Origin of the sequence: Laedolimicola intestinihominis (genome assembly GCF_040096155.1) — a bacterium.
Classification (GTDB): domain Bacteria; phylum Bacillota; class Clostridia; order Lachnospirales; family Lachnospiraceae; genus Laedolimicola; species Laedolimicola intestinihominis.
Genome location: NZ_JBBMFE010000008.1, coordinates 93,234 through 118,870 on the forward strand (window position 1 = coordinate 93,234; position 25,637 = coordinate 118,870).

At 49.9% G+C, this 25,637-nt stretch carries 20 protein-coding genes and 1 pseudogene; 2 read left to right on the plus strand and 19 right to left on the minus strand.

The features are described 5' to 3' along the window. Positions 1-81 precede the first annotated feature (81 nt). Entirely contained in the window at positions 82-318 is a 237-nt protein-coding gene (locus tag WMO29_RS10020) for a hypothetical protein (RefSeq protein WP_178039657.1), read from the plus strand. Positions 319-390: 72 nt separating this feature from the next. Here the strand turns inward: WMO29_RS10020 and WMO29_RS10025 are convergent, their stop codons facing one another. The 8 genes from WMO29_RS10025 to WMO29_RS10060 all read right to left on the minus strand — a co-directional run bounded on the left by WMO29_RS10025 (position 391) and on the right by WMO29_RS10060 (position 8,647). After that, positions 391-1,026 carry a hypothetical protein gene (locus tag WMO29_RS10025; protein ID WP_349164671.1) on the minus strand — a complete coding sequence of 212 codons (636 nt, stop codon included), beginning with the start codon at positions 1,024-1,026 and terminating at the stop codon, positions 391-393. Positions 1,027-1,148: 122 nt separating this feature from the next. Beyond that, positions 1,149-2,189: a nucleoside hydrolase gene (locus tag WMO29_RS10030; RefSeq protein ID WP_349164672.1), complete on the minus strand. Its 1,041-nt coding sequence runs from the start codon at positions 2,187-2,189 to the stop codon at positions 1,149-1,151. A gap of 24 nt (positions 2,190-2,213) precedes the next feature. After that, a complete protein-coding gene (locus WMO29_RS10035) occupies positions 2,214-3,113 on the minus strand; it encodes a ribokinase (protein ID WP_349164673.1) in 900 nt (299 codons plus the stop codon). 33 nt (positions 3,114-3,146) lie between these two features. Then, the gene (locus WMO29_RS10040; protein WP_349164674.1) at positions 3,147-4,115 is read right to left on the minus strand and encodes an ABC transporter ATP-binding protein; all 969 of its coding nucleotides are present in this window, start codon (positions 4,113-4,115) and stop codon (positions 3,147-3,149) included. Further along, on the minus strand, positions 4,115-5,170 hold the full coding sequence (locus WMO29_RS10045) for an ABC transporter ATP-binding protein (protein WP_349164675.1): 1,056 nt from the start codon (positions 5,168-5,170) through the stop codon (positions 4,115-4,117). The genes WMO29_RS10040 and WMO29_RS10045 overlap by 1 nt, the downstream gene beginning before the upstream one ends. A 12-nt stretch (positions 5,171-5,182) precedes the next feature. Then, positions 5,183-6,061, minus strand: a complete 879-nt coding sequence (locus tag WMO29_RS10050; RefSeq protein ID WP_349164676.1) for an ABC transporter permease — start codon at positions 6,059-6,061, stop codon at positions 5,183-5,185. Between the two features lie 8 nt (positions 6,062-6,069). Then, positions 6,070-7,002, minus strand: coding sequence for an ABC transporter permease (locus WMO29_RS10055; RefSeq protein WP_349164677.1), 933 nt, complete (start codon positions 7,000-7,002; stop codon positions 6,070-6,072). 61 nt (positions 7,003-7,063) lie between these two features. Continuing rightward, the gene (locus WMO29_RS10060) at positions 7,064-8,647 is read right to left on the minus strand and encodes an ABC transporter substrate-binding protein (protein WP_349164678.1); all 1,584 of its coding nucleotides are present in this window, start codon (positions 8,645-8,647) and stop codon (positions 7,064-7,066) included. A gap of 265 nt (positions 8,648-8,912) precedes the next feature. On the opposite strand from WMO29_RS10060, the gene WMO29_RS10065 reads away from it, so the two are divergent. Continuing rightward, positions 8,913-10,802, plus strand: coding sequence for a PfkB family carbohydrate kinase (locus tag WMO29_RS10065; protein ID WP_349164679.1), 1,890 nt, complete (start codon positions 8,913-8,915; stop codon positions 10,800-10,802). Positions 10,803-10,867: 65 nt separating this feature from the next. Here the strand turns inward: WMO29_RS10065 and WMO29_RS10070 are convergent, their stop codons facing one another. The 11 genes and pseudogenes from WMO29_RS10070 to WMO29_RS10120 all read right to left on the minus strand — a co-directional run bounded on the left by WMO29_RS10070 (position 10,868) and on the right by WMO29_RS10120 (position 25,354). Then, positions 10,868-12,772 (minus strand): PTS sucrose transporter subunit IIABC, encoded by a 1,905-nt coding sequence (locus tag WMO29_RS10070; protein WP_349164680.1) that lies wholly within the window; start codon positions 12,770-12,772, stop codon positions 10,868-10,870. Positions 12,773-12,790: 18 nt separating this feature from the next. After that, positions 12,791-14,206, minus strand: a complete 1,416-nt coding sequence (locus WMO29_RS10075; protein WP_349164681.1) for a glycoside hydrolase family 32 protein — start codon at positions 14,204-14,206, stop codon at positions 12,791-12,793. Beyond that, on the minus strand, positions 14,203-15,204 hold the full coding sequence (locus tag WMO29_RS10080) for a LacI family DNA-binding transcriptional regulator (RefSeq protein WP_349164682.1): 1,002 nt from the start codon (positions 15,202-15,204) through the stop codon (positions 14,203-14,205). The genes WMO29_RS10075 and WMO29_RS10080 overlap by 4 nt, the downstream gene beginning before the upstream one ends. 275 nt (positions 15,205-15,479) lie before the next feature. Next, a complete protein-coding gene (locus WMO29_RS10085; protein ID WP_349164683.1) occupies positions 15,480-17,141 on the minus strand; it encodes a nucleoside kinase in 1,662 nt (553 codons plus the stop codon). A gap of 80 nt (positions 17,142-17,221) precedes the next feature. Next, entirely contained in the window at positions 17,222-17,992 is a 771-nt protein-coding gene (locus WMO29_RS10090) for a Nif3-like dinuclear metal center hexameric protein (RefSeq protein WP_178040187.1), read from the minus strand. Positions 17,993-18,045: 53 nt separating this feature from the next. Then, a complete protein-coding gene (locus WMO29_RS10095) occupies positions 18,046-18,741 on the minus strand; it encodes a tRNA (adenine(22)-N(1))-methyltransferase (protein ID WP_349164684.1) in 696 nt (231 codons plus the stop codon). A gap of 4 nt (positions 18,742-18,745) precedes the next feature. Continuing rightward, positions 18,746-19,858 (minus strand): RNA polymerase sigma factor RpoD, encoded by a 1,113-nt coding sequence (rpoD, locus tag WMO29_RS10100; RefSeq protein ID WP_178040185.1) that lies wholly within the window; start codon positions 19,856-19,858, stop codon positions 18,746-18,748. A gap of 38 nt (positions 19,859-19,896) precedes the next feature. Beyond that, on the minus strand, positions 19,897-21,666 hold the full coding sequence (gene dnaG, locus WMO29_RS10105) for a DNA primase (RefSeq protein WP_349164685.1): 1,770 nt from the start codon (positions 21,664-21,666) through the stop codon (positions 19,897-19,899). A gap of 12 nt (positions 21,667-21,678) precedes the next feature. Continuing rightward, positions 21,679-22,686 carry a deoxyguanosinetriphosphate triphosphohydrolase gene (locus WMO29_RS10110; RefSeq protein ID WP_349164686.1) on the minus strand — a complete coding sequence of 336 codons (1,008 nt, stop codon included), beginning with the start codon at positions 22,684-22,686 and terminating at the stop codon, positions 21,679-21,681. A 200-nt stretch (positions 22,687-22,886) separates the two neighbouring features. Further along, positions 22,887-23,417: pseudogene (locus WMO29_RS10115) on the minus strand (DUF5662 family protein); the annotation flags it as partial. After that, on the minus strand, positions 23,414-25,354 hold the full coding sequence (locus WMO29_RS10120; RefSeq protein WP_349164687.1) for an alpha-amylase family glycosyl hydrolase: 1,941 nt from the start codon (positions 25,352-25,354) through the stop codon (positions 23,414-23,416). The pseudogene WMO29_RS10115 and the gene WMO29_RS10120, both read right to left, overlap by 4 nt. Positions 25,355-25,637: the final 283 nt, after the last annotated feature.

The window sequence follows — 25,637 nt, forward strand, 5'->3', positions numbered from 1 at the left end:
TAACGAACGCTGTTCAAGACTTGTTTCTTTTTCCTTTTTATACTACAATGAGATATCATACTTTTACAGGGAGAATTATCTATGAATCCAATGCAGCTTTTGAAAATGAAATCCGCCTGGGACCGTTTCCAGTCCGCGCACCCTAAGTTTCCGCTTTTTCTGAATTCTGTCATGCAAAACGGGATTCACGAAGGGACGATTCTGGAATTCAAGGTCACGGAGCCGGACGGCAGAACCTTCTGTTCCAATCTAAAAATCAGCAGAGAGGATCTGGAGCTCTTCCAGGAGCTGAAGGAGCTGGCCCAGCAGAACCGGTAACGTATGAACGCCGCAGGCAAAGCCTACGGCGTTTTTCTCTTTTGTGCAATCAGACATTGCACGATTCTGCATTCAGGCCAGTCTCAATAACATCTCGCTGTGCTCCTGAACTACTTTTTTTAAAACATTTACATCTTCCTGCATGGTGTCGATCTGTTCGGTCCGAAACTGATACCTCCGATATGTGGAGGTATAGCAGGCTTCGATATTCTGAAGTCTCGGCAGCATATCGTTCTCCAGCATGAGTTCTACTTTCAGCATATGTCCCTCGTTGATAGTCATGCGGTCTTCTACAGCTGTCATGCGACCTTCCATTACTGTCATACGGCCTTCCATTGCTGTCATGCGCTCTTCCATTACCGTCATGCGCTCTTCCATTACCGTCATGCGCTCTTCCATTGCTGTCATACGTTCTTCCAGCTTCGTTACGCGTTCCTCCAGGGCTGTCATGCGTTCTTCCAGCTTCGTTACACGCTCTTCCAGGGCTGTCATACATTCTTCCAGCTTCGTTACGCGTTCTTCCAACCTCGTTACGCGTTCCTCTAGCCTTGTTACGCACTCTTCCAGTCTGTCCAAACGCATATGAATACCCTGTAGCTGTTCATGGATAGGGGCCAAATGCTTTTCCAATTGCTTCTCCAACTGCTTTTCCAATTGCTCGCTGAACAGTTGGGATAGCATAACTGCATCTTCTTTTGTCAACGCCATAAATTCTCCTTTTCCGAGACAGCGCCATTTCCAGAATATGCAATGTCATAAAGTCATAATACTATAATGCGACAGATTTGACAAGGAATTTCCAAATAAATCAAAATCTTTCTTTTTTATATTCAATCATGATTCAGACATGCCACCAGATCTCCGAAAATCAGATCTCTCTGACAGTAATTGGCCACACGGATCTCGTGACGGCTAGTCATCTCCCGATCCTTTACCCAACGGCAGTCATCACCAAGAATCGGCGACGGGACACGCGTAGACTGTACCCAGCCCGGATTTTTCAGAAACGCGATCGTGGAAATATCCCATATGGTTCTCGACCAGGCCACATACTTTGACTCGAACCGTGCAAAATACTCTTCCGACTGATCCTCCCGTCCACGCAGCTGCAACGTTCTGTGCATCTTGCCACGCGACAGCGCCTTATCCAGATTGGAAAACTGATCCAGCACAATATCCGTAAGATATGTACCAATACGACTTTTTCCATTTAACTTACTCTTCGCTTCATCATCTGAAAACGATAACAAAGAGGCCACATTCATACACGGAATCCAAACCAGCGGTACGCCACAGTTAAACAGGTGCTGCGCTCCGCGTATATCTTGTCCCATGTTAAACTCATACCCGTGGTCAAAATATAATGGCTGCCCCCCAAGCCAAACTACCACAATATGTTCCGCCAGTTTTGGCTCCTGTATCAAGGCAGATGCCACATTGGTGCAGGCTCCGATCGACACCACGTACAGTGTTTCCTCACTGTTCATTCCACGCTCGATCAAATCATGGACTGCGTCACTCTGCACGGGATTTCTGTCTTCATCTATGTATCCCGTCGCGCCACGAAAGACCTTTCCATCCGGGTTCTCACCTAGCAGCTGGTAAATCTTCCTTATTTCCTCATAACTCTGTTCCATGCCTTCCTTTGGGTCTTCCTGAACCAGGAAATCATAATCCCCTATATTATGCCGGAATACCGTATGAGAAAAAGGCGCTGCATAGACTGCTTCTATCTGAAAACGTTCCGGGGAACGGAGTGCCCAGGCAATTGCAAACTGATCGTCCACTTCATTTTTCGCATCTGAATCTATCACAATACGCAGCCTGCCCTCCGGAATCGTGAGCTTCTGTCGTCTCGTTGTCTCATCCATCTTTATACCCTCCCATCTTCTACATCAGAGAGCAATCTTCTCTTCATATTCATCTACTTCTTCTTTCCACGGAATCGCCGATGCTGCTCCCTTTCGCGTCACCGCGATGGCCGCCGCCCTGGAAGCGTACTGCAGACAGTCTTTTATCTGCATATTTCTGAGAATGCATGCCAGAAAATATCCGGTAAAGGTATCTCCGGCTCCTGTTGTATCCACGGTTTTGACCGGATATCCCATCTGATAAATTCTCTCTTTTTTGTGCGAATACGCGGCTCCTTTTTCTCCCAACGTCAATACAACCTCTGCATTCGGATACTTCTCTTCCATTAGTTCCAGAATTTTCTCCGGCTCTGTCTCACCGGAAATCTGATACCCCTCATCTTCATTCATAATGAACATGGATACCTTGCTCAAATCACATTGAAAAATCTTTTCATTCATTGGGGAAGGATTCAGCACAATCCGCATTCCCTTTTTATTGCCCTGTTCAATCAGATAATCCAGGCAGTTTACCTCATTCTGAAGAAGAAGATAATCTCCCTCTCCAAAATAGTTCAATACCTCATCACAGTATTCATGCGTATTTTTCTGATTAGCTCCGCCGCTCAGCACGATACAATTCTGACCGGAAGACTCCACTTGAATAAATGCCTTTCCGGTTCCACCTTCTTCTGCCACCTTCAGAAAACGGCAATCCACATCCGCCTCCTCCAGAAGCTCCTTTAAAAATAATCCATCGTCACCGATCTGACCTGCATGATAAATCTCACAGCCGGCTCTGGCCGCTGCCAGACTCTGATTCAATCCCTTTCCTCCCGGAAACCGTTGTTCTGATAACGAGGATATGGTCTGTCCGGCACAGACAATCTTATCTACAATGAATGTATAGTCAATATTCAAAGAACCAAAATTGACAAACCTCATATCTTACCTCCTGCTCTGTACATCTGTATTTTGCTAGTGGCAATTTGTACAGGCGACAAAATGTCCGGGACTCACTTCCCGCAACGCAGGCACACCATTCTTGCAGGTGTCGCAGCGATTTGGGCATCTCTTATAAAAGCGGCATTCATCCGGAAGATTAATCGGAGACACTACTTCTCCCTGGATTACTGGCTCTTTTCTGGCTTCATGTATTTCCGGTACAGGAATAGCGGAAAGTAATGCCTTCGTATAAGGATGAAGCGGATTTTCAAAAAGTTCCTCCACCGGTGCTTTCTCCACGATACTTCCCAGATACATAACCGCGATTTCGTCTGCAATATGATTTACTACGGAAAGATTATGGGTGATAAAAATATATGTCAAACCTCTTTCCTTCTGCAGTTCCTGTAATAGATTCAGAATCTGCGCCTGAATAGACACATCCAGAGCGGATACCGGCTCATCGCAGACAATCAGCTTCGGCTGTAGTGCCAGTGCGCGGGCAATTCCGATTCTCTGGCGACGTCCTCCGTCCAGCTCATGCGGATAAGCATTATAAAGACGTTCTGCCAGTCCTACCGTATTCATCAATTCCAGTACCGTTTCTTCTGTCTCTTTTTCCAGGGCTTTTCCGCTCTTTGTCTTCAAAATCGGGTGATATTTCAAAGGTTCCGCAATCAGCTGGCTTACCGTCATACGGGGATCCAGAGAGGAAAAAGGATCCTGGAAAATAATCTGCATATCTTTCCGAAGCTTCGTCATCTCTTTTCCTGAAAGCTTACTGATGTCTCTTCCCTCAAAATAAACTTCCCCTGAGGTGGGTTCAATCAGTCGCAGAATTGTTCTTCCAGTGGTGGATTTTCCACATCCGGACTCTCCTACGATTCCCAGCGTCTTGCCACGCTCCAGTGTAAAGCTCACATTGTCTACCGCATGTACATTTCCCTTATGAGTTTTAAAATATTTTTTCAGATTTTTTACTTCAAGAATATTCTCCGCCATTATTTATTCCTCCTGATTCTGAAATCAGAATTTCTGTACGCGCTGCAGGCAGCTCTGTGGATCTCAGAAAATTCAAAGGTCTCCGGCTCCTGCTCCCGACATTTATCCGTTGCGTAAGGACATCTCTCCGCAAAGGTACAACCCTTTGGAAGGTTGGACGGATCTGGCATCAGACCCTGAATCGGATGTAGCTTTTCCACACGTTTGTGGATATTGGGCAGGGAGTCAAACAGGCCCTCTGTGTATGGATGCTTTGTATTGTTAAATACCTCTTCCAGCGTACCATATTCTACAATATGACCGGCATACATGACTGCCACATCGTCGCACATTTCCGCTACCACACCGAGATCATGGGTAATCAGAATCATCGACATATCATTTTCATCCTTTAAATTCCGCATCATCTGCAAAATCTGCGCCTGAATTGTCACATCAAGGGCGGACGTGGGTTCGTCGGCAATCAGTACAGATGGATTACAGGCTAACGCAATCGCGATACCCACTCTCTGACGCATACCGCCGGAAAACTGATGAGGATATTCAGAAACACGTTTCGGGTCAATACCTACTGTTGCCAGAAGCTTCTGCGCTTCTTTTACCGCCTCTGCCTTTGTTACCTTCTGATGTAACAAGATACTCTCTTCAATCTGCTCACCAACGGTCAGAACTGGATTCAGAGACGTCATAGGATCCTGAAATATCATGGCAATCTCACTTCCACGTACCGTCTGCAATTGAGCAGACGTCAAATGCAGCATATCCAGGCCGTTGATTTTTACAATACCGTCTGTAATGACTCCGGGAGGATTGGGAACCATATTCATCAACGCTAACATAGCTGTGGTTTTTCCGGCTCCGGTCTCTCCCACAAGACCCAGAGTTCTTTTCTTCTTAACCTTCAGGCTGATGGAATTGACCGCCTCTACAGTCGCTTCCGAAGTCTTATATTTTACAACCAGATTTTCCACATCCACAGCCAGATCCGTCTTTTCCCGGATGCTGTCCAGACTGCTTTCATTTCTGTTTACTTTCTTTTTTCCACCAAATATCATACCTACACCGCCTTATCGTTTCAGCTTCGGATCCAATGCGTCCCGCAGACCGTCGCCAACCAGGTTAATTACCATAACCGTAATCATAATTGCCAGACCCGGGAACAGACACATGTGCTGCGCGTTAATTATAAAGGATTTCGACGCACTTAAAAGCGCACCCCATTCGGGTGTCGGAAGCGGAACGCCCAGTCCGATATAGCTGAGTCCTGCTGCCGAAATAATCGAAGTTCCCACACGAAGGGTTGCCTGTACCAGAATCGGAGAAAAGCAGTTCGGGAGCACATGCTTCAGCAGAATTATATGAGTCGGAGCTCCGATTGCCCTGGCTGATTCAATATAATCATTATTTCTTGTTACCATAACCGACGCACGTGTAATACGCGTCATAACCGGAATCGTACTGATAGAAAGCGCCAGCATCAGGTTAAACAGATTGGTTCCCAGTACGGATACCAGAATAATGGTCATCAGAAGGCTCGGGATAATCGTAAAGGTATCTACAATACGCATCAGAATTGTATCAAATTTTCCGCCCATATAGCCTGCCAACGCTCCCAGCGGTACGCCGACGATGGTTCCCATAAATACTGACGCGAATCCGATGGCTAAAGAGTATCTAGTTCCATAACCGATACGCGCCAGCATGTCGCGTCCGTAATTATCTGTTCCGAACGGATGTGCCAGACAGGGCTTCAGCAGACAATCGCCCACCTGCATAGCTGTAATATCTGTATCGTAATCCCAGATTACATCCGCGAAAACCGCAATCAGAATCAACAATATCAGTACCACCAACCCGAACATGGCTCCTTTATTTCTGCGAAACTGTTTCCAGATTTCCAGGAAACGATTCTGTTTTACTTTTGACTTTTCTTTTGAACTGCTCATATGCCACCTCAACCTTTGGAATACTGTGCTTTGATTCTGGGATCCAGAAATGCGTAAACCACGTCAACCAGCAATAAGATAATGGATACAAAAATAGCAAGCATGATTACGAATCCTGTTACCACTTCGAAATCACTTTTCTGAATGGAATCTACCAGGAACGCTCCCACGCCCGGCCAGGCGAATACACGTTCTGTCAGTACCGCGCCGCCAAGCAGTGTAGACATCTGAATACCAATCTGCGTAACAACCGGAATCTGCGCATTCTTAAACGCATGCCGTGTAATAATCTTTCCCTCGCTCTGTCCCTTTGCTCTCGCTGTACGTAAGTAGTCCTGCCGCAGTACATCCAACATGGAAGAACGGGTGATACGCGTCAGCGCCGCCATATTACCGGTTCCGCAGGTAATCGCCGGAAGAATCAGACTCTTGACCCCCACTGCTCCCGTGGAGGGCAACAAATGCAAATTTACGGAAAACAGCATAATCAACAGCAATCCCAGCCAGAAGTTCGGCATCGCCAGTCCCACAAACGAAAACGTAGAACATACCGTATCCACCCATGTATTGTTTTTGACCGCAGCCAGTATGCCAAGCGGAATTGACAACAACACAGTAACAACCACAGAAGCGACTGCCAGCTTAAAGGTATTCGGGAATTTTTCAAAGAAAATGTCCCATACCGGACGGTTCTGTGCGTAGCTGGTTCCCAGGTCGCCCTGCACGATTCCTTCCATATATCTTACATAACGGATAATCAACGGATCATTTAATCCGTGCGTCTCTCTGTAATAATCCAGCTGTTCTTCTGTGGCTCCGTCTCCCAATACCGTAACCGCCGGATCGGATGGTACAAAATCCATGATAAAAAATACAATAAAGGAAACTGCCAGTACCACAGGAATAATCATCAGAATTCGTTTTACAACATATTTCAGCATAGATAACTCCTTTTTATCAAACAGGGCCGCCGCTTTTTCAGCGGCAGCCCTTCGAAAGCCCTTACTGCTCGATTACGTAACAGTTAGTAAAGTCAACGTCTACTGCCTGTGCATTTAAGTTTACACCATAGAAATTATTGGTTCCGATGCAGAACAGGTTTGCCATGCAAAGTGGAACTGCCGGTACATCTTCTGCTACAAACTGCTGAAGCTCTGCATATTTTGCAAGCATTTCTTCATAGTTCGGACTTGCAAGTGCCTCTGTCAGCTTCGCGTCAAAGTCTGCGTTAGAATAATTCATGAATGATCTTGCCGCATTGGTCATCAGATACTCCACCATGACAGTCATGATACCGCCATACTGGGAGGTACAGTTGATAGCCAGATCATATTTGTTATCTTCTTTGATAGCCTTTGTGAAACCTGTTTGCGCATACTCGGTAATCTCAAGGTTAATTCCTACCTGTGCAAGGCTTGCCTGCATAACCTCTGCCAATGGAATGTACTTGGAGAAGGTGTAAAGCTTCAGGGTAATTCCAGAAAGTCCGTTGTCCTCCAGAAGCTTCTGAGCGCCTTCCGGATCATACTGATATGCTTCTACCGGTGTGTAACCTGCTGCTACTGCACTGATAAAGTTATCTGCTGCCACACCGCAGTTGCCGTTCTCATAGCATGCATTTACAACATCATCGCGATTTACTGCCATTGCAACAGCCTGACGTACAATCTTGTTTGCACCATATTCGGTCAGTGCGTTAAATCCTGCGTATACCACCTGAATGTTGTCTGCCTTGTATACATTGTACTGTCCATCATTCATCAGGTTCACGATATCAGACGGGTTTCCATCGTACATTGCGTCAATATCTCCAGACTGAAGTGCCAACGCTCTTGCACTTGCGTCTGTGATAACTACAAAGGTAATTGCATCAGTAACCGGCTTCTCTCCCCAGTAATCTTCAAATCGGCGGATGGTCCATGAAACGCCGGATTCCAATGTATCAAAGTAGTATGCGCCAGTACCAATTGCTCCACCTTTCTCAAAGCCCATGCTTTCTACTGCGGTTTTACTCATAATATCCTGTGCCGCATAGTACAACCAGTCTGCGGAACTGGTATTCAGTTTAAAGGTAACGGTGTATGGGTCATCTACTACAACCTCGTCCACCATGCTCGCTCCGGTAATCGGCTGTGTAATACCATCATTCTCGGTGCTGCTTGCGTATTCCCAGGTAAACTTTACATCATCTGCTGTGAAATCACTTCCGTCATGGAATTTCACGCCCTCACGCAGCTTGAAGGTCCACTCGCTGGAATCATCGTTGCTGCTCCACTCGGTAGCAAGCTCAGGAGCAGCTTCTCCATCTGTTCCCATGGATACCAGTCCGTTGAAAGTGGAATTACAGGTCTGTGTTGTTACGGTCGCGGTACCTGCATAACGGTTCTTTACAGTCAGGTCAGCCAGTGTACCGATTCGGATTTCTTTCTTGTAGCTTGTATTCTCGTCTGTGGTCGGTTCCTCCACTGCAACCGGTTCTGTTGCAGCCGCCTCACTTCCCCCATTACTTTTCTGTCCACCGCAGCCGGTAAGCATTCCGGCTACCATTGCTGTCGCCAGAAGCAGCGACCATGTTTTCTTCATCATAATGTTCCTCTCCTTTCGTTTTTGCACATCTTTCTAGTGTCTGCCGACACCGGACCCATGTTTCAGGTTTCATCCCCATGTTCCTTCATTTCTAGGAAAATATTTTCCGAAACTGTTTTCCTTGTTCAAAAGATAGCACAATTTCATCATCTTGTCAATACCAATTATTTATTTCGTATAATATTCTTTTCATTTTTCCGGTTTTATTGTACAATGGCATCAGAATGCATTTTCTATTTTACAGAATAAAGAGGTAATTTTAACCATGACTATCAACGAAATTGCAAAACTGGCCGGAGTTTCTGCCTCCACGGTCTCCAAAATCATGAATAACAAAGACAGCAGTATCAGCGCTGAAACCCGTGAACATGTACTTCAGATCGCAAAGGAATATCATTACAAGCCCTATGCTTCTGTCAATACCGCCGGAACCGTCAAGACTCTATGTATCGGCGCTGTATTCCGCAATACCGTAGAACTGGGAATGTCCGCAGGCGGCATTCTGGAGGCTGCTCGCTCGGAAGGCTATTCCGTCCTTTTCTACGAAAGCGTTCTTTCCCCTGAACAGGAATTAAAGAATATTACATCTCTTATTAATATGAATGTAGACGGTATTATCTGGGAGCCTATTTCCCGGGATAGTATGGAAGAAGCAGCCGTCTATCTGAAACGCGCGGAGATTCCCTATCTGCTCACCAATATTGATGCGGATCAGGCATTAAATCTGGATTATCAGAAAATGGGCTACCTGGCTACAGAAGCCCTTGTAAATGCGAATCATACCGACATTGCGTGCCTTCTTCGTGAAGGCACGCGCACGAATGGATTTTATCAGGGATACCGTCAATGTCTTTTTGAACATAATATTCCTGTCAATGATAATCTTATTTTCCATGAAGAAGATGATTTTCCCGTTAGTAAAATGGCAAATCACCTGTTCAGCGGCATTGTAGTTTCACATTACACCTCCGCTGTTCGACTTTATCAACTGGCAGACTCCTTGCATTACAATATTCCCTACGATCTTTCTCTGGTATCTCTCAAAGATGGAGATCGACTGAACCTTGAGTATCCGCCCTTGTCCACTCTGACAATCCCGCATTTTGAATTCAGTCGTTATCTAGTACAGACACTGATTCATACGCTCGAAAAAAAGAAAGAAGTTCCATCCCCGGAACTTCCATTGAACCTTGACAATACCTTTTCTATCGATATTCCTTACAATACACGTCTGAAGAAAATTCTTTCTCTGGGCAGTATTAATATCGATAATTACATGAATTTTAAGGAACTTCCTCACACAGGAAAAACCGTAACCGCTCCCGCCTCTGTCATCCATCCCGGTGGCAAATGCATTAATGAAGCTATCGGCGCAGCAAAACTCGGCCACAATGTATGTGCTATCGGCTGTGTAGGTGATGATGCCGATGCTGATCTTCTTTACGAATATGCCAAAGGCTGTCAGGTAGACACCATCGGCATCAAGCGCAGCAAGGGACAGAAAACCGGACAAGCTTATATTTTTGTCCAGGAAGACGGCGATTCTATGATTACAATCATGTCCGGTGCCAATAATTCCATTACGCCACAGGACATTATCAATAATGAGCGTCTCTTCACAAATGCCAGCTTCTGTATGATGCAAACTGAAATTCCTATGGAGGCAGTTATTAAAGCTGCTGAACTTGCAAAAAAGCATGGACTTACCACCGTCCTGAAACCTAGCGCCTGCACTTTTCTTCCAACCAAGCTTTTAAAACTTATTGATATATTGGTACCAAATCTAGATGAATTAAATGAAATCTGTCCTGGTTCAGACAATATGGAAGAAAAAACCAGTTTTCTTTTATCTAAGGGCATCCAAACAGTTATCGTAACTCTTGGTTCCAAAGGCTGCTACATCCGTTCCCGGGAATTTTCTTGCTCACTCCCGGCTATTGATGTTATTTCCGTAGACAGTTCCGGTGCCGGAGATGCTTTTATTTCCACACTGGTATCCTACCTGCTTTATGATTACGATCTGATCTCTGCAGCCAAAATCGCCACTTACGCCGCAGGCTTAAGTACCACTCGACAGGGCACTACGACTGCTCTCGTAGATCGCTACACGCTGGAACCTTATATTCGGCGTATGGAAGCACATTTATTAAAATAAAATTCTACACAAAAATGCGGCTCCTTTTCCTGATTTCCGGTAAAAGAAGCCGCATTTAGCTCTATTTAGTTCCCGCAGGTCTCAAATATCTTCTCTCCGGCTTCCACGTGCCCGGTCTTTATGTCCTTCACATTTTCCGGGGCAGACGCCAGAACCGCTACAGTGGCGTCGTAGCCGGCTGTCCTGATGGCCTCTATATCGAATTCCAGAAGCTTATCGCCCTGTTTCACCTTTGCACCAGCTTCGCATAAGGAAGTAAAATATCTTCCCTTTAATTCTACCGTATTGAGCCCCACATGAATCAGAAGCTCCGTGCCGTCCGCGCTTTCCAGTCCGATGGCATGCTTCGTATCAAAAACCATGGTAACGGTTCCGTCAAAGGGAGCCTGGATCTCGCCCTTCTCCGGACGGATACCTGCGCCCTTGCCCAGAACGCCGGATGCAAAGGTCGGATCCGCGATCTCCGTATAGGAAATAGCCTCGCCAGTGACCGGAGCGTATACCGCGCCGCCTCGGGAACCTTCCTTTTCCGTTGCCGGAGACTCACTTACCACAGGGACTTTCTCTGCCGGAGCAGCCTTTGTCTCCACCGGATCCTTGTACCCGAACACCCAGGTCAACGCAAAGGCTGAGCCTGCGGAAATAAGGAACATCACAATATAATTCAGCGGATCATTCAGGCAGAGCAGCAGGCCGAAGATACCGGTGACGCCGGTTCCGGTTGCGCCCAGACCCACGACGGAAGCATAGAGGGCTCCGCAGGCGCCACCTGCCGCTCCGCAGATAAAGGGCTTGAAGAACCGCAGGTTTACGCCAAAGATAGCCGGCTCGGTGATTCCCATGAAGCAGGACATGGCGGAGGGGACTGCCATGGATTTCGTCTTCTGATTTCTGGTTTTCAGCGCTACCGCCAGGGCTGCTGCGCCCTGGGCGATATTCGCTGCGGATGCCAGCGGAAGCCAGTAGGTTTTTCCATAAAGGCCAAGCTGACCCACATCAATCAGCGTATACATATGATGGACGCCCGCCACTACCGTAGTGGAATAAAGGCCGCCCATGATAAAGCTGCCGATACCGAAGGGCAGGGTCAGAAGCTGCTGTACCCCATTCAGGATACCGTTTTCCACAGTTACAAAGATAGGACCGATGATGGAAAAGGTCAGGTAGCCTGTGACAAAGACGCTGACCAGCGGCGTCACAAACAGGTCAAACATGGCCGGAACAACCTTGTGCAAACGCTTTTCAATCTGGCACATGACAAATACCGCGATGATAACCGGAATGACATGTCCCTGATAGCCCACCAGGTCTACTCTGTAAAGGCCAAACCAGACCGGAAGAGTCTGTTTCACGCCCTCGGTCGCCACCGTCCAGGCGTTCTGCAGATTCGGATGAATCATCATCATACCGATGACTGCGCCCAGATAGGGATTTCCGCCGAATACCTTGGCCGCGCTGTAGGCAATCAGAATGGGCAGGAAGGTATACGCCGTGTTGGCAAATAAATTCGCCAGCACAAACAGGGAGCCTGAGGTGTCCAGATTCAGGAACCCATTATTTACCATAAAATTCAATGCTTCCATGATTCCCATCAGGAAACCGCTGGCCACGATAGCCGGAATAATCGGAACAAAAATGTCGCCCAGAGTCTTGATCGCCTGCTTGTAGAAGGGCTGCTTCTGAGCCGCCGCTTCCTTGGCCTCCTCCTTGCTGACACCCGTCATCCCGGAAATGACAAGGAACTCGTCGTAAACCTTATTAACGACGCCTGTTCCCAAGATGACCTGCAGCTGTCCGGACGCGCTGAATACGCCCTTGACGCCGTCAATGTCTTCCACTGCCTTTGCGTCGCATTTCTTATCATCCGCCAGTACCAGCCGGAGTCTCGTGGAGCAATGCGCCACTGACACCAGATTTTCTCTCTTTCCTACTTTCTCATAGATTGCTTCCGCTGTCTTTCTGTAATCCATGGTTACCTCCCTTATGATTTACATCCGCAACCGGCCTTTTGCTCCCGGCGCGCTCACTGTGACTTCTATCGCTTCCCCGTCCGGATAGAACCGGGTGGAAAATACATCCTTGCCGCCGTTTAAGAACACTTCCACACAGGAGGCGTCCACAATCACTCTCATATCTGTCAGTCTCGTCATTTTACGTCCGCGCATTGTACGGCCTGATCCCAATAGCTTGTCTTTAAATTCCATGCGGAAAATCTGTTCTTTGCTGTTCCATGTCAGCCAAAGATACTCCGCCAGTGTAATTTTTACATTTTCTTCCAGTTTATTTCCATCCGAAAGCTCGATTTCAAATGCCTTTCCCATCATGCCTGCGAAATCATTTTCAAAGGACTGCTCCGCTGTCCAATAAGCATCCAGCTCCCGGATGGGACTCTGGCAGAGCACGCCGTCCTTCACAGACAGTTCTCTCGGCAGGGTCAGTACATGCTGCCAGCCATCCTCCACCGTACGATTCGTGTAGAACGCATCCACATCCGCCATGCCCATCCAGCCGATTTCGATGCGCCGTCCGTCCTCAGTCTCGAAGGTCTGGGGCGCGTAGAAATCAAAGCCGCCGTCCAGCTCCCGGAATTCACCGCTCACCGAAGTGGTGCGGAAATCGCCATCCAGGAAGGTGGTGACACTCTGATAGACGTTGTTGTATTTCAAACCGTCCGCTTCTACGCCCTGGGGTGAGATACTTAAGACTGTGTGTCCGTCCACCTCGTACAAATCCGGGCATTCCCACATGAATCCGAAGGGCTTCGGAGACTTGAGGCGGTGGGTGCAGAACCATTTGACGCCGTCTCCGGACGTAAAGAGGAGTACCACGCCCTGATCCTCTTTGGTGCGTGCGCCCTGTACCATGTACCAGTGGCCATTTTTCTTCCAGACCTTGGGATCCCGCACATGGCAGGTCAGGTCCATGGGATAATCGGCGTTAGTCAAAAGCAGTTCTTTCCGGTCAAAATGGATCCCATCCAGACTCACGGCCCGGACTGTGTTAGCCTGGCGACCCTGGTTGATGTAGTCGTAATCGCCCAGTTCTTTCACATTTCCCGTGTAATAGAGGTACATGTGGTCATCCTCGATGACTGCAGATCCGGAGTATACGCCGTGGCAATCATAGGGCTGATCCGGGGAAAGGGGAATGTTCTCCAGCTTCCAGTGCAGCAGGTCCGTGCTGGTGCAGTGAGCCCAGAATTTCAGGCCGCCCTTTTCCTCAAATGGAGAATACTGGTAAAAGGCATGGTAGACGCCCTTGTACTGACAGAGTCCGTTCGGATCGTTGAGCCATCCCACCGGCGGGGCGATATGAAAGCCCGGGCGCCAGCGTTTCGGCATCTGTTCCGCTTCCGTGAGGGTCTGGGAAATCAGTTTTTCCCAAGTGCGATGCAGTGCGTTCATTTCGTTCTCTCCTTTTCTGAAATCTCTGAGCTTTCCCGGACGATGAGCCGTGCCCCCATGGGATGAGCAACGAGCTCCCTGCCTTCCGGCTGCCCGATATTCTTTATCAGGATGTTTACGGCCTCTTCCGCCATCTCCCGGTTTGGCTGGGAAACGCTGGACAGGGCCGGGTACAGGTACTCGCAGGTATAGGTGTTATCGAACCCCACCAGGGCTGCACGCTCCGGCATCGAGATACCAAGCTTCTGCAAAATGCCGTGAACCTGTACGGCACGGCGGTCATTATAAGCAAAGATACCGGTTTTTCCCGGATGTGTATCAAAATGAGCTTTCAAAATGCCTTGAATTTCCCGTGAATTCTTTGTCTCTATCAGGGTCAGCTTCTGCTCAAAATGCAGATCCGTTTCCTTCATCTTCTCTGCGAAGCCCAGATACTTTTTATCCTCAGTCGTTCCCACAAAGATATAGTGTTCACAGCCAACGCTTTTCAGATGCTCCGCCACCTGTGCGCCTGCCTCTGCATGCTCAATGTAGACACAGTCCATCTGGTCGGTCTCACGTGTAATAGCCACAGCCGGGATATCCAGGGCTTTGATGTCTTCCCGGAACGCGGCGTCATGCTCTGCCACCGGCACGATAACCAGGCCGTCCACCCGGTAGCGCCGCATGACGTCCAGACAGTGTTTTTCCTTCTCCCGATCGTAATCCGAGTTAAACAGAATCAGACTGTAGCCCTTTTTTCTCGCCGCCTGCTCCATGTATTTCTCCAAATCCGCGAAAAAGGAGTTGGAGATATCGGTCAGCACCACGCCGATGAGCTTAGTTCCGCTGCCCACCAGCCCCCGGGCCATGGCATTGGGTTGAAAATTATGTTCTCTGGCGCAAGCCAGCACTTTTTCCCGCACCTCCGGTTTCACGGAAGTGTTGCCGTTCAGCACCCGGGATACGGTAGGCTGCGACACGCCGGTGAGGCGGGCGATTTCGGTCATTGTAATCATGGGTTATCTCTCCTGTCGATATGGTTTTCTTCTATGTTGTAATACTTGTAAAAACCAGTGTTTATGTTTGTGAATACGTATTCACATGACGGCATTATAGTAGCATGAGGAGGAGTGAGTGTCAATTGGTGGATTGTACAAAATGAACCGAAAATTTTTGTGCATTGCACCGAAAAACAGGTTGAAAAAGGAGCTTTCCTAAGGAGGGTCTAATTGCGCCCGAGCGTGGAAAGCTCCTTTTTCAACCGTCCGTCTTCAACCAAACGGTTTTTCCCTTATAACCGGAAGCACCCGCCCCCAATAAACTCCCGCACCAGCGAGTTATCCGGAATATTCGTACTGTCTACTCCCAGGAAATAATCTAGGAACTTCAAAAGCCGCTTGGCCTCCAGATACTCCGGTGCTTCCCGGTCGATGCCGAAAAGCAGCGGCTCCGCATACTGCTTCAGAACCGAAAGCTCATAAATCAATGCGGAATTAAATACCACATCCGCCTCCTCCTGGTAGGGGAAGATATTCTCCTCCTCGCCTCTGCGGACCGAAGGCCACATGGAAATGGTGCGGGCTGCGCTAGCTCCGCGTGTCCGCGCGTCGCGGACCATACGGCGGATGAGTCTGCCATCGGTAGTCGGGATCCGGTTGTGCTCATCTACATTCAGCTGTGTCAGAGCGCTAATGTAGATCTTAAACTTACTCTCCCGGGGCAGACTGTGGGACAGCTTGTCGTTCAGACAGTGAATGCCCTCTATCACCAGAATGTCATCCTCTCCCATAGTCATATAGTCGCCGTTATACTCCTTCTTTCCGGTCTTGAAATTGAAGTACGGCAGTTCCACGGTTTTGCCCTCCAGAAGCTCGCACATCTGCCGGTTAAACAGCTCGATATCCATGGCCTCCAGGCATTCGAAGTTATAGTCTCCATTTTCATCCCGGGGCGTCATTTCCCGCTCTACGAAATAATTGTCAACGGAAATAGGGTGCGGCTTCAAACCTGCCGCCGCCAGCTGGATGGACAGTCTTCTGGAAAATGTCGTCTTGCCCGAGGAAGAAGGTCCCGCGATCATGATAAACTTTCGACTGCGATCTGCCGCAATCCGGCTTGCAATCTCCGCAATTTTCCGTTCCTGCAGGGCCTCCTGGGTCATAATCAGCTGATGCAGGCCACCCCGGGCGATACAGTCGTTCAGATCGCCGACAGTGGAAATACCCAGCAGATCGCCCCATTTTGCAGATTCCTTCATTACCTGAAATACCTTATGCTGGGGTGCGAAGGGCGGAATCTTTTCCGGCGCTGCGGCAGTCGGGAACTGAAGTACAAAGCCTTCATCGTAAGGATACAACTCAAAATACTTGAGATACCCTGTATCCGGCACCATATAGCCGTAGTAATAATCCTCAAATTCACCGATATTGTAGATATTTACCCGGGAAGCCCGGCGGTAGCGGAACAGCTTTTCCTTATCGTACATCCGATGGTTATGAAAGATGCGAAGCGCCTTGTCCGTACCCACATTTTTCTTCTCGATAGGAGTCTTACGCGCCACATATTCCTGCATCTGCGCCTTCACCGCCGCAAGGAACGTGCCGTCGACCTGCACGTCGCCCTCCACAGTACAGTAATAACCGTTGCTCAGGGAATAATGTACCTGGGCTCGTGTCACATGATCGTGGCCCGCCACCCGGTAGATAGCTTTCATCAGCAGCATCGTCAGGCTGCGCCGGTAAGACTGGGCCCCCACCATATCCGCCGTGGTGTAAAATACAAGCTCCGCATCCTCGTACAGCTTCTTGTTCAGCTCCCGCAGACGCTTATTGACTGACACCAGCACGATATCGTGGGAATAATCCTTTTGCATATCCGCCGCGATTTCCAGATATCGGGTTCCTTCCGGATATTCATATGTTTTTCCGTTCAGACTTACCTTTACCATTTTCATATGCCGCACCTCCATATTTTACATTGGCAGCTGCATGTTCTGATACAGCAGCCATGAAACTTCCATTTTTCGAGTATCTTTTACAGCACCTGAAAGGGCTGCTTCACCGGCGCAGTATACACACGGAGCTCCGGACAGTTTTCCTTCAAAAAATGCTCCATATCCGCGATATAGATATGCTCCACTCCGTAATGTCCTGCGTCAATGATCGCCATACCGCAGTCCGCCATATCAATGCCGGTGTGATGATCGATATCGCCGGTGATATACACTTCCGCTCCCATAGAGAGCGCCGGCTTCGCCTCGCTCTTGCCTGATCCCGGACAGATGGCTGCCCGCTGCACCTGCTTCTCCGGCTCTCCGAAAATCTTCACATTGGGAAGCCCGAAGCGCCCTTTGACAAAGTTGGCACACTCCTCCAGGGTCATACTCCGAGGCAGATCGCCCACACGGCCGATGCCTTCGCCGTCCAGCACTTCCTCCAGTACCTTTCTATCCTTCAGATCCAGCATATCCGCCGCCAGCTCCGCCATTCCCATCACATCATAATTGGTATGCATGGCATAATAGGAAATGTCGTTTCGAATCAGGCGAATCAGCCGTTCGCCCACATAATCGTCGGTGGTCACAGATTTCAGGCCGCCGAAAATCATCGGGTGATGGGTCAGCAGCAGCTGCGCGCCGCACTCGGAAGCCGCGTCCACCACCTCGTCAGTAGCGTCCAGGGCAATGTAGACTGTATCCACTTCCCGCTCCCGGCTTCCAGCCAGAAGGCCCACATTGTCCCAGTCACAGGCATATTTGCGCGGATACCGCGCCTCGATTTTATCCAGAATATCCTGACATCTCATTCTCTATACGCTCCTGTTTTGTTACTGTACATTGTAAATTTTTGTATTTATCGTCAGCTCGTTATACAGCTCAGCACTTCTGTCAGCAGCCCGATTTCCGCCGCCACTTCCGCTCTCCGCGCCGCAATCCGTCCGTCATCATTCTTCGGAAGCCCAGCCTCTATCTGCCGGTTTACCTCAAGCCTCTTCTCCAAGAAATCCGCCAGCACCTCCGGAGATTCCTGGAGTCCCAGCTTTCCGAAGCGGTACTCCGCCTCCGTATAGCCTTCCGTCTCACCCGGTACGGCCTTGAACATGGGATAATATTTCCCCTCATCCAGCAAAATATCTTCCTTCATGATATGCCAGCCGTGGGTACACAGCCACCGCCGCACCTCGTCAATTTCCGACTGGGGCTGCAGCACCAGCTCCCGTACACCCATAAGCGCCCGGGTTCCTTCCGTCAGAATCCGCACCATCAACGCGCCGCCCATGCCGGCGATAAGCACCGTGTCCGCCTCGCCGCCTCTTAACTCATGCAGTCCGTCAGACAGCCGCGTCTCTATGTAATTCTCCAGTCCGGCATCAGCGATATGGCTTTTTGCCCGCTTAAGAGGCCCCTCATTGATGTCCATGGCTATCGCCGACGGGATCTTTTTCTCCCTGCAAAGACAAAGGGGAACATATCCGTGATCTGTTCCCACATCTGCCAGCCGGCTGCCCTCTGTGACCAGCTCTGCCAGTCGGTTCAGTCGTCTTGAAATATTCATTTTCCTAGTCCAGGTAATCCTTGAGCTTCCGGCTGCGGCTCGGATGACGCAGCTTCCGAAGTGCTTTCGCCTCAATCTGACGGATTCGCTCACGGGTTACGTTAAATTCCTTTCCAACTTCTTCCAGTGTCCGGGCACGCCCATCATCGAGACCGAAACGCAGGCGCAGAACCTTCTGCTCCCGGTCTGTCAAGGTGCTTAAAACCTCTACCAACTGCTCTTTCAGCAGGGTAAATGCCGCAGCGTCCGCCGGGACCGGTACATTGTCGTCCTGAATGAAATCGCCCAGATGGCTGTCCTCCTCCTCACCGATAGGCGTCTCCAAGGAAACCGGCTCCTGGGAAATCTTCAGAATTTCACGCACACGCTCCACCGGCAGCTTCATCTCTGCCGCGATCTCCTCCGGAGTAGGTTCACGTCCCAGCTCCTGCAGCAGCTGACGGGACACGCGGATCAGCTTGTTGATGGTCTCCACCATATGCACCGGAATACGGATGGTCCGTGCCTGATCGGCAATGGCTCTTGTGATAGCCTGACGAATCCACCAGGTAGCATAGGTACTGAATTTATATCCTTTTCGGTAATCGAACTTCTCTACCGCCTTGATAAGTCCTAAGTTTCCTTCCTGAATCAGATCCAGGAAGAGCATACCGCGGCCCACGTAGCGCTTCGCTATGCTGACTACCAGTCGAAGATTGGCCTCGGCCAGACGCTTCTTCGCGTCCTCGTCGCCTTCTTCCATACGCTTTGCCAGTTCAATCTCCTCGTCTGCGCTCAGAAGGGGAACCTTACCGATCTCCTTCAGATACATACGAACCGGGTCCTCGATGCTGACGCCGTCGGGAATGGAGAGGTCTAACTGCTCCACGTCCATGTCGTCGTCATCCTCTGCCAGAAGCAGGGCGTCGTCGGGCTCGTCCCCATCGCCGGTAATCCGAAGCACATCGATATTATTGGCCTCCAGATACTCCAGGATTTTCTCCATATGATCCGGATCCAGATCAAACTCCGCAAAGAAGTCGCTGATCTCCTGGTACTCCAGAATATTCTTTTTCTTCTTCGCCATTACCAGAAGCTCTTTTAATTTCTCCTCAAACTTTGCTGCGTTTTCTTCCATGTTGTTCCATCCTTCCATAACTTGTTAGTATTTTATCCTTAATCCAGTGAAATATGCAGTTTCTGAAGCTCCCGCCGCTCCTGTATAAGCTTTTGCAGTCCCGCCATATCGGTGGGCGCAAGCTCTTTTCCTCTGCGGTTCAATGCTTCCTGCCGGATTTTGTAAATGGTCTCCTGCAGGGCTTTTTCATTCTCCTCTCTGGTCTCCACCTGCTTTAACTGGGCGTTGAATACAGCTGCGGCCTCCCGCTGCTCCTCCGCGTTTTCAAAACGGCTTAAAATTCCGGCGGGGTTTAATTTCCCCTGTTGATCCTGCTGCTCATACAGCATCCGCGCAATCTCAGCGTACAGTGGCACGCTGAAATCTTCCGGACGGATGTAACGCCTTATAACCCGGGAATACTGCTCATCGGAAATCATCCAGGTAAGCAATAGCTTCTGGGACGCCGCCGTTCCCTCGTCCTTTTCTTTTTTAGCGGACGATACGTCCCGGGGGCGCGGCGACGGAGCCTGTCCGCCTAAGGATAGACCCAGCTGGTTAACTTTCCGCCGCAGGGCCTCGTAGCCGGTGCCGTATTTGGCCGCTATGGCCTCGATATAATTATTACGCTCGATTTCATCGGAAAAACCCAAAAGCTTCTTCGAGGTTTCATCAAAAAATGCCGTCTTCTGGGCCGGATCCTTTAAGTTGTACTGACGCTCCAGCACCTCCACCTCAAAGAGGAAGCTGCTCTGAGCCTCGTCGATACGCTGCTGAAAGGCTTCGCGCCCCATATTTTTGATAAATTCATCCGGATCCTTGTAGGGCTTCATATTGATGACCCGCATGGTCAGTCCCGCTTCCTTCAGAATCGGGATCGCCCGGAGAGCCGCTTTGGTTCCGGCCTCGTCGCTGTCGTAGGTCACCAGCACCTCGTCGGCGTAGCGTTTCATGAGAATCGCCTGCTGGGTGGTCAGCGCCGTTCCCAGGGACGCCACCGCCTGGCTGAAGCCTGCCTGATGAAGGGCTATCACATCCATATAGCCTTCACAGATAATCAGGTTTCCTTTCCGGGAGCTGCGGGCAAAATTCAGCCCATACAGGTTCCTGCTCTTATCGAAAATCTTTGTCTCCGGCGAGTTCAGATACTTGGGCTTCGCGTCGCCCATGACACGGCCTCCGAAGCCGATGACCCGATGATTGGCGTCCATAATCGGGAACATAACCCGGTTCCAGAACTTGTCATAGACGCCGCTGCGCTCGTCCATGCTGAACAGCCCCGACTCCTTCAAGAGGGCGTCCGAATACCCCTCATGCTTCAGGTACTGGTACAATTCCTTCGTCTGCTGCCCAGAATAGCCCAGTCCGAATTTTTGAATGGTCTCATCCGTAAGCGCCCGATTTTTCAGATACTCATACCCCACCCGACCCTTGGGCTGCCGGAGCTGATAGTAGTAGTATTTCGCCGCTTTTTTCTGAATCTCCAGAAGCCGGCTCTTTAAGTCCGCCTGAAGTCTGGCCTCCTCGGAGTATTCCACCTCCGGCAGATCCACGCCGCTCCGGTCAGCCAATACCTTCACCGCCTCGGGAAAAGTATAATTTTCATATTCCATTAAAAATGTAAAGACATTGCCGCCTGCGCCGCAGCCGAAGCAATAATACATCTGCTTGCCCGGCGACACCGAAAAGGACGGGGACTTCTCACTGTGAAAGGGGCAGAGTCCGAAATAGCTGGATCCCTTCCGCTGAAGCCGCACGTACCCGGAAATCACATCTACGATGTCATTCCGCGAGCGCACCTCTTCGATCAATTCTTCTGCATAATACATCTATTCTGCCACCTATGCGTTCCATGCTTTTGGAACAAAGTATTCTTCAAACTTATAAATCGCGTACTGGTCTGTCATGCCGGATATGTAATCGCACACCACGATCTCCAGTGGATCCCGGCCACTGGCCAGCATGGCCTTGAACTCATCCGAAAGCTCCTCCGGATGCTCCGTATAATAGGAAAACAGTCCCTCCAGCATATTCCGTGCCTTAACCTCCTCGCCCTTGGCGATGGGATTCGTATACACATTGCTGAACATGAAGCTGCGGAGCGCGTGCATGGCTCCCTCCACCTCTGCGGACATACAGATGTCCGGCTTTTCCATGCTCTGGGAAATGACGTCGTGTACAAGCGTGTTCAGTCGCTCCCGCGTCGTGCTGCCCAAAATATCCCGGTATTCTTTTGGAATATCTGTCTCCTCCAGAATCCCGGCGCGGATGGCGTCGTCAATATCGTGATTGATATAGGCAATTTTATCGGAAAAACGTACCAGCTTGCCCTCCAGGGTAGACGGATGGCCGCTGGTCCGGTGATTTCGGATGCCGTCACGCACCTCCCAGGTCAGATTCAGGCCTTTCCCGCTTTTTTCCAGTTTTTCCACCACGCGGACACTCTGCTCATAATGAGCGAAGCCTGCGCTGCAAAGGTCATTTAAGACCCTCTCACCTGCGTGTCCGAAAGGCGTATGTCCCAGATCGTGACCCAGGGCGACAGCTTCGGTCAGATCCTCATTGAGACGCAGGGCCTTTGCCATGGTTCTGGCTATCTGGGAAACCTCCAGGGTGTGGGTCAGACGGGTACGATAATGGTCGCCCCGGGGCGTCAGGAAAACCTGCGTCTTATGCTTCAGACGACGAAAGGACTTGCAGTGCAAAATCCGATCCCGGTCTCTCTGATAGACTGGCCGGATATCACAGGGTGGCTCATACCAATCCCGCCCTCTGGAATTCTTACTCAGAGAAGCATACGGACTTAAATAATCGCTCTCCCACTGTTCCGTGCTTTCGCGTATAGTCATACATTCACCTCTTTATGATGCTGTACTGCATGGTTATCAGTTTTCCTCTATTTATAATATTCTGCACCGGTTCCCCATTTCCTTTTTTATTTTCCGGACGCCTTCTCCTGCTCCTTCTGAAGCCGCAGAAGTTCCACGTCCGAAACGTAATGACCGTCGCCTGCCAGTTGCCAGGGTCTGGGAGGAATCTTCGGATACTCCTTCTTACCTACAATGTTGGCGCGCATGTAAGCGAACAGCGCCTCCTCGCCCTGCTCGTCCAGCAGGTGAAGCAGATGCTCCAGAAGTGCCCGGGTCTCATCGTGAATCATATAGGAATCTTTTCCCTTTTCATAATATTTCAGAGACTCATGCTGATCATAATGACCCTTATTGTAGATTTTGGACGCAGCCATGCGATCCATCATCATTTCGGCCACATAGCGGTTGGGCATCTTCATGCCGGTCATGCCCTTCACCGGACCTACGCTGTAATCAATCCAGTACTCGTAATGGTGCTTGTTGCGGCCCTTATGGTGAAGCCAGGCCGCTGAATAGCCCTTGTCCTCCCGCTCGGCATTATTGGGGCTTCTGTAGCCCTGATAGTATTTACAGCCCGGTATAAATTCCGTGGGCGTATATTTGGACATGTCGTGCAGCAGTCCCTGCCGGTACAGCCCTATCTTGAAGCAATGCCGCATGACCATGATTTTATGTTCTGTAATGGTGCAAAAATGGTTCCAAGCTTTCATTCTGCCTCTGCTCCTGCCTGTTTTTTCTGTTCCTTCTGCTCTTTTTTCTCTTTCCGCCTTGTCTGTCCCCGCAACACCAGTATGGTCCGCTCTGAAACGGTCACAGTGCGCTGATCTGTAAGGAGCTCTTCGCTGCCCTCCGCATGGATCCCATCTGTACCTTCGATTCCCGTATCCAGGGCAATGGTCCAGACCTGTTTGCCCGGCAGCTTCGGAAGTGCGAATTCATGGGGAATCCAGTGCATATTGTAGGCCACGTAGAAGGAATCGTCATGCTCCTTTCCTTCTGAGTTCGCCGACACATACTCGCCTGCGTAGAGAATTCCCACGCTCCTGCTGTAATTTTCAAAATCGCCCAGCCATGCCCGTTTTCCATGATAGGACACATCCGGATGGCCGCAGGACAGGTAATCAGTCTGCCGAAGCTCCGCGTCCTGATGAAAGACCGGATGATCCTTTCGGAAGGAAATGAGGCGTCGCACATATTCTTCCAGGTATTCCCAGGCCTTGCCCGGTTTCCATTTGATCCAGGACAGTTCATTGTCCTGACAGTAAACGTTGTTATTGCCTAACTGACTGTTGCCGTGTTCGTCGCCGCCGTACAGCACCGGAACGCCCTGACCGAGATACAGCATCACCAAGGCGTTACGAAGCTGTCTGGAACGAAGCTCCAGGGTCTTTTTCTTCCGGCTCGGTCCTTCCTCGCCGCAGTTCCAGCTATAGTTGTAGTCGGTACCGTCCCGGTTATCCTCGCCGTTGGCCTCGTTGTGCTTCTCATCGTAGGACACCGCGTCCATCAGGGTAAATCCGTTATGGCCTGCCAGATAGTTCATGACCGCATGACGCTCCGGATTTTTCCGTTCTCTCCAGATAAAAGCCGGGATCATGCCCTCGTCGCCCTTCAGGAAACGACGGATATCCATCATAAAACCGTCGTTATATTCTGCCAGATTGCGGAAACCCGGAACAGTACGCCCGTCGTAAATCTCTTCCAGTCCGAAGCCCTCGGACATGATTTTCGTGTGGCTGAGAAGCGGCTCCTGGGCCAGTGCCTCCACCGGCGTATGATCCCGATTTACGTGAACTCCGTCTATGTGGTATTCCAGTACCCAGTAGCGGATGCAGTCCAGTACCCGGGCAGTCTGCATGGCTTTTGGGAAATAGAATTCCAGCACCAGCTCAATGCCGTTTTTATGCAGCTCCTTTACCAGCGTTTTTAATTCCCGCACCGGGTCATTGGAAGCCGCGTAAGAGGCCTTCGGCGCAAAATAATAGCTGTCGGTGTAGCCCCAGTAGTTCATCAGGGGTTCGTCGGATCTGCCCCGACGGATAGCTGGCCGTTTTTCGTCCCAGGCCTCCACTTCCGCGAACTCATAGACCGGCATCAGTTCCAGCTGATTGATGCCAAGCGCCTTCAGATAGGGGATTTTTTCCCGCACGCCTGCGAAGGTGCCTTTGGCACGGACGCCGGATGTGGGATGTTTCGTGAAGCCGCGCACATGGGTGGCATAGGCAATCACATCGGTATAGGGGATCTGCAGAGGCTCGTCACCCTCCCAGTCAAACTCATCGGATATGATACAGCCGCGCAAAGCAGCCTCTCCTGCCGGCGCCTGTCCCCAGGTTTTGCGTCCGGAGATACGGCGGGCGTAGGAGTCTGTCACGATGGTGCCTGCAATGCGGTAGTTATATTCGTATTTTTCTATGGGAAGCTTTTCTATTTCGACGGAACGCAGGTCGCCGTAGCGGGTGCTGTATTCCATGGGGATCTCGATCTCGGCTTCCGGGCTTCCTTTTTTATACAGGAGCAAGGCGCAGTCCTTTTCTGCTGGAACAGCAGCCGTGAAGCTTATCCACGCTCCCTGGCGTTCGATGCCGGGGCGGTGGTAGGAGCCTGTTTTTATGGGATATCGGAATGAGGTGTCCAGGGTTTTCATGGGGTGTGGGTCCTCCCTTTTTATCAAATTTTGGGGATTTTTGAAAAAATCACGAAATTTTGCCAATTATGATTATTATAACAGATTTTGTGAGGACAGGGAAGAGGGAATCGTTGTGGACGGCTTGAGTCATGGAGACGGACGACCCGGGCGGGAGAAATTTTCCACGCTCGGGCGCAGATAGGCCCTCCTTAGGAACACCCTACGGGTATCCCTGGATGCCCTGAGAAACAGGGCAATGTTGGAAAAGTTTTCTCCCGCCCGGGTCTGGTTGTGAATGCCC

Bases quoted from the DNA above. Each gene is read 5' to 3' on its own strand.
- WMO29_RS10020 (WP_178039657.1), top strand. From the start codon at position 82: ATGAATCCAATGCAGCTTTTGAAAATGAAATCCGCCTGGGACCGTTTC.
- WMO29_RS10025 (WP_349164671.1), bottom strand. From the start codon at position 1,026: ATGGCGTTGACAAAAGAAGATGCAGTTATGCTATCCCAACTGTTCAGC.
- WMO29_RS10030 (WP_349164672.1), bottom strand. From the start codon at position 2,189: ATGGATGAGACAACGAGACGACAGAAGCTCACGATTCCGGAGGGCAGG.
- WMO29_RS10035 (WP_349164673.1), bottom strand. From the start codon at position 3,113: ATGAGGTTTGTCAATTTTGGTTCTTTGAATATTGACTATACATTCATT.
- WMO29_RS10040 (WP_349164674.1), bottom strand. From the start codon at position 4,115: ATGGCGGAGAATATTCTTGAAGTAAAAAATCTGAAAAAATATTTTAAA.
- WMO29_RS10045 (WP_349164675.1), bottom strand. From the start codon at position 5,170: ATGATATTTGGTGGAAAAAAGAAAGTAAACAGAAATGAAAGCAGTCTG.
- WMO29_RS10050 (WP_349164676.1), bottom strand. From the start codon at position 6,061: ATGAGCAGTTCAAAAGAAAAGTCAAAAGTAAAACAGAATCGTTTCCTG.
- WMO29_RS10055 (WP_349164677.1), bottom strand. From the start codon at position 7,002: ATGCTGAAATATGTTGTAAAACGAATTCTGATGATTATTCCTGTGGTA.
- WMO29_RS10060 (WP_349164678.1), bottom strand. From the start codon at position 8,647: ATGATGAAGAAAACATGGTCGCTGCTTCTGGCGACAGCAATGGTAGCC.
- WMO29_RS10065 (WP_349164679.1), top strand. From the start codon at position 8,913: ATGACTATCAACGAAATTGCAAAACTGGCCGGAGTTTCTGCCTCCACG.
- WMO29_RS10070 (WP_349164680.1), bottom strand. From the start codon at position 12,772: ATGGATTACAGAAAGACAGCGGAAGCAATCTATGAGAAAGTAGGAAAG.
- WMO29_RS10075 (WP_349164681.1), bottom strand. From the start codon at position 14,206: ATGAACGCACTGCATCGCACTTGGGAAAAACTGATTTCCCAGACCCTC.
- WMO29_RS10080 (WP_349164682.1), bottom strand. From the start codon at position 15,204: ATGATTACAATGACCGAAATCGCCCGCCTCACCGGCGTGTCGCAGCCT.
- WMO29_RS10085 (WP_349164683.1), bottom strand. From the start codon at position 17,141: ATGAAAATGGTAAAGGTAAGTCTGAACGGAAAAACATATGAATATCCG.
- WMO29_RS10090 (WP_178040187.1), bottom strand. From the start codon at position 17,992: ATGAGATGTCAGGATATTCTGGATAAAATCGAGGCGCGGTATCCGCGC.
- WMO29_RS10095 (WP_349164684.1), bottom strand. From the start codon at position 18,741: ATGAATATTTCAAGACGACTGAACCGACTGGCAGAGCTGGTCACAGAG.
- rpoD (WP_178040185.1), bottom strand. From the start codon at position 19,858: ATGGAAGAAAACGCAGCAAAGTTTGAGGAGAAATTAAAAGAGCTTCTG.
- dnaG (WP_349164685.1), bottom strand. From the start codon at position 21,666: ATGTATTATGCAGAAGAATTGATCGAAGAGGTGCGCTCGCGGAATGAC.
- WMO29_RS10110 (WP_349164686.1), bottom strand. From the start codon at position 22,686: ATGACTATACGCGAAAGCACGGAACAGTGGGAGAGCGATTATTTAAGT.
- WMO29_RS10120 (WP_349164687.1), bottom strand. From the start codon at position 25,354: ATGAAAACCCTGGACACCTCATTCCGATATCCCATAAAAACAGGCTCC.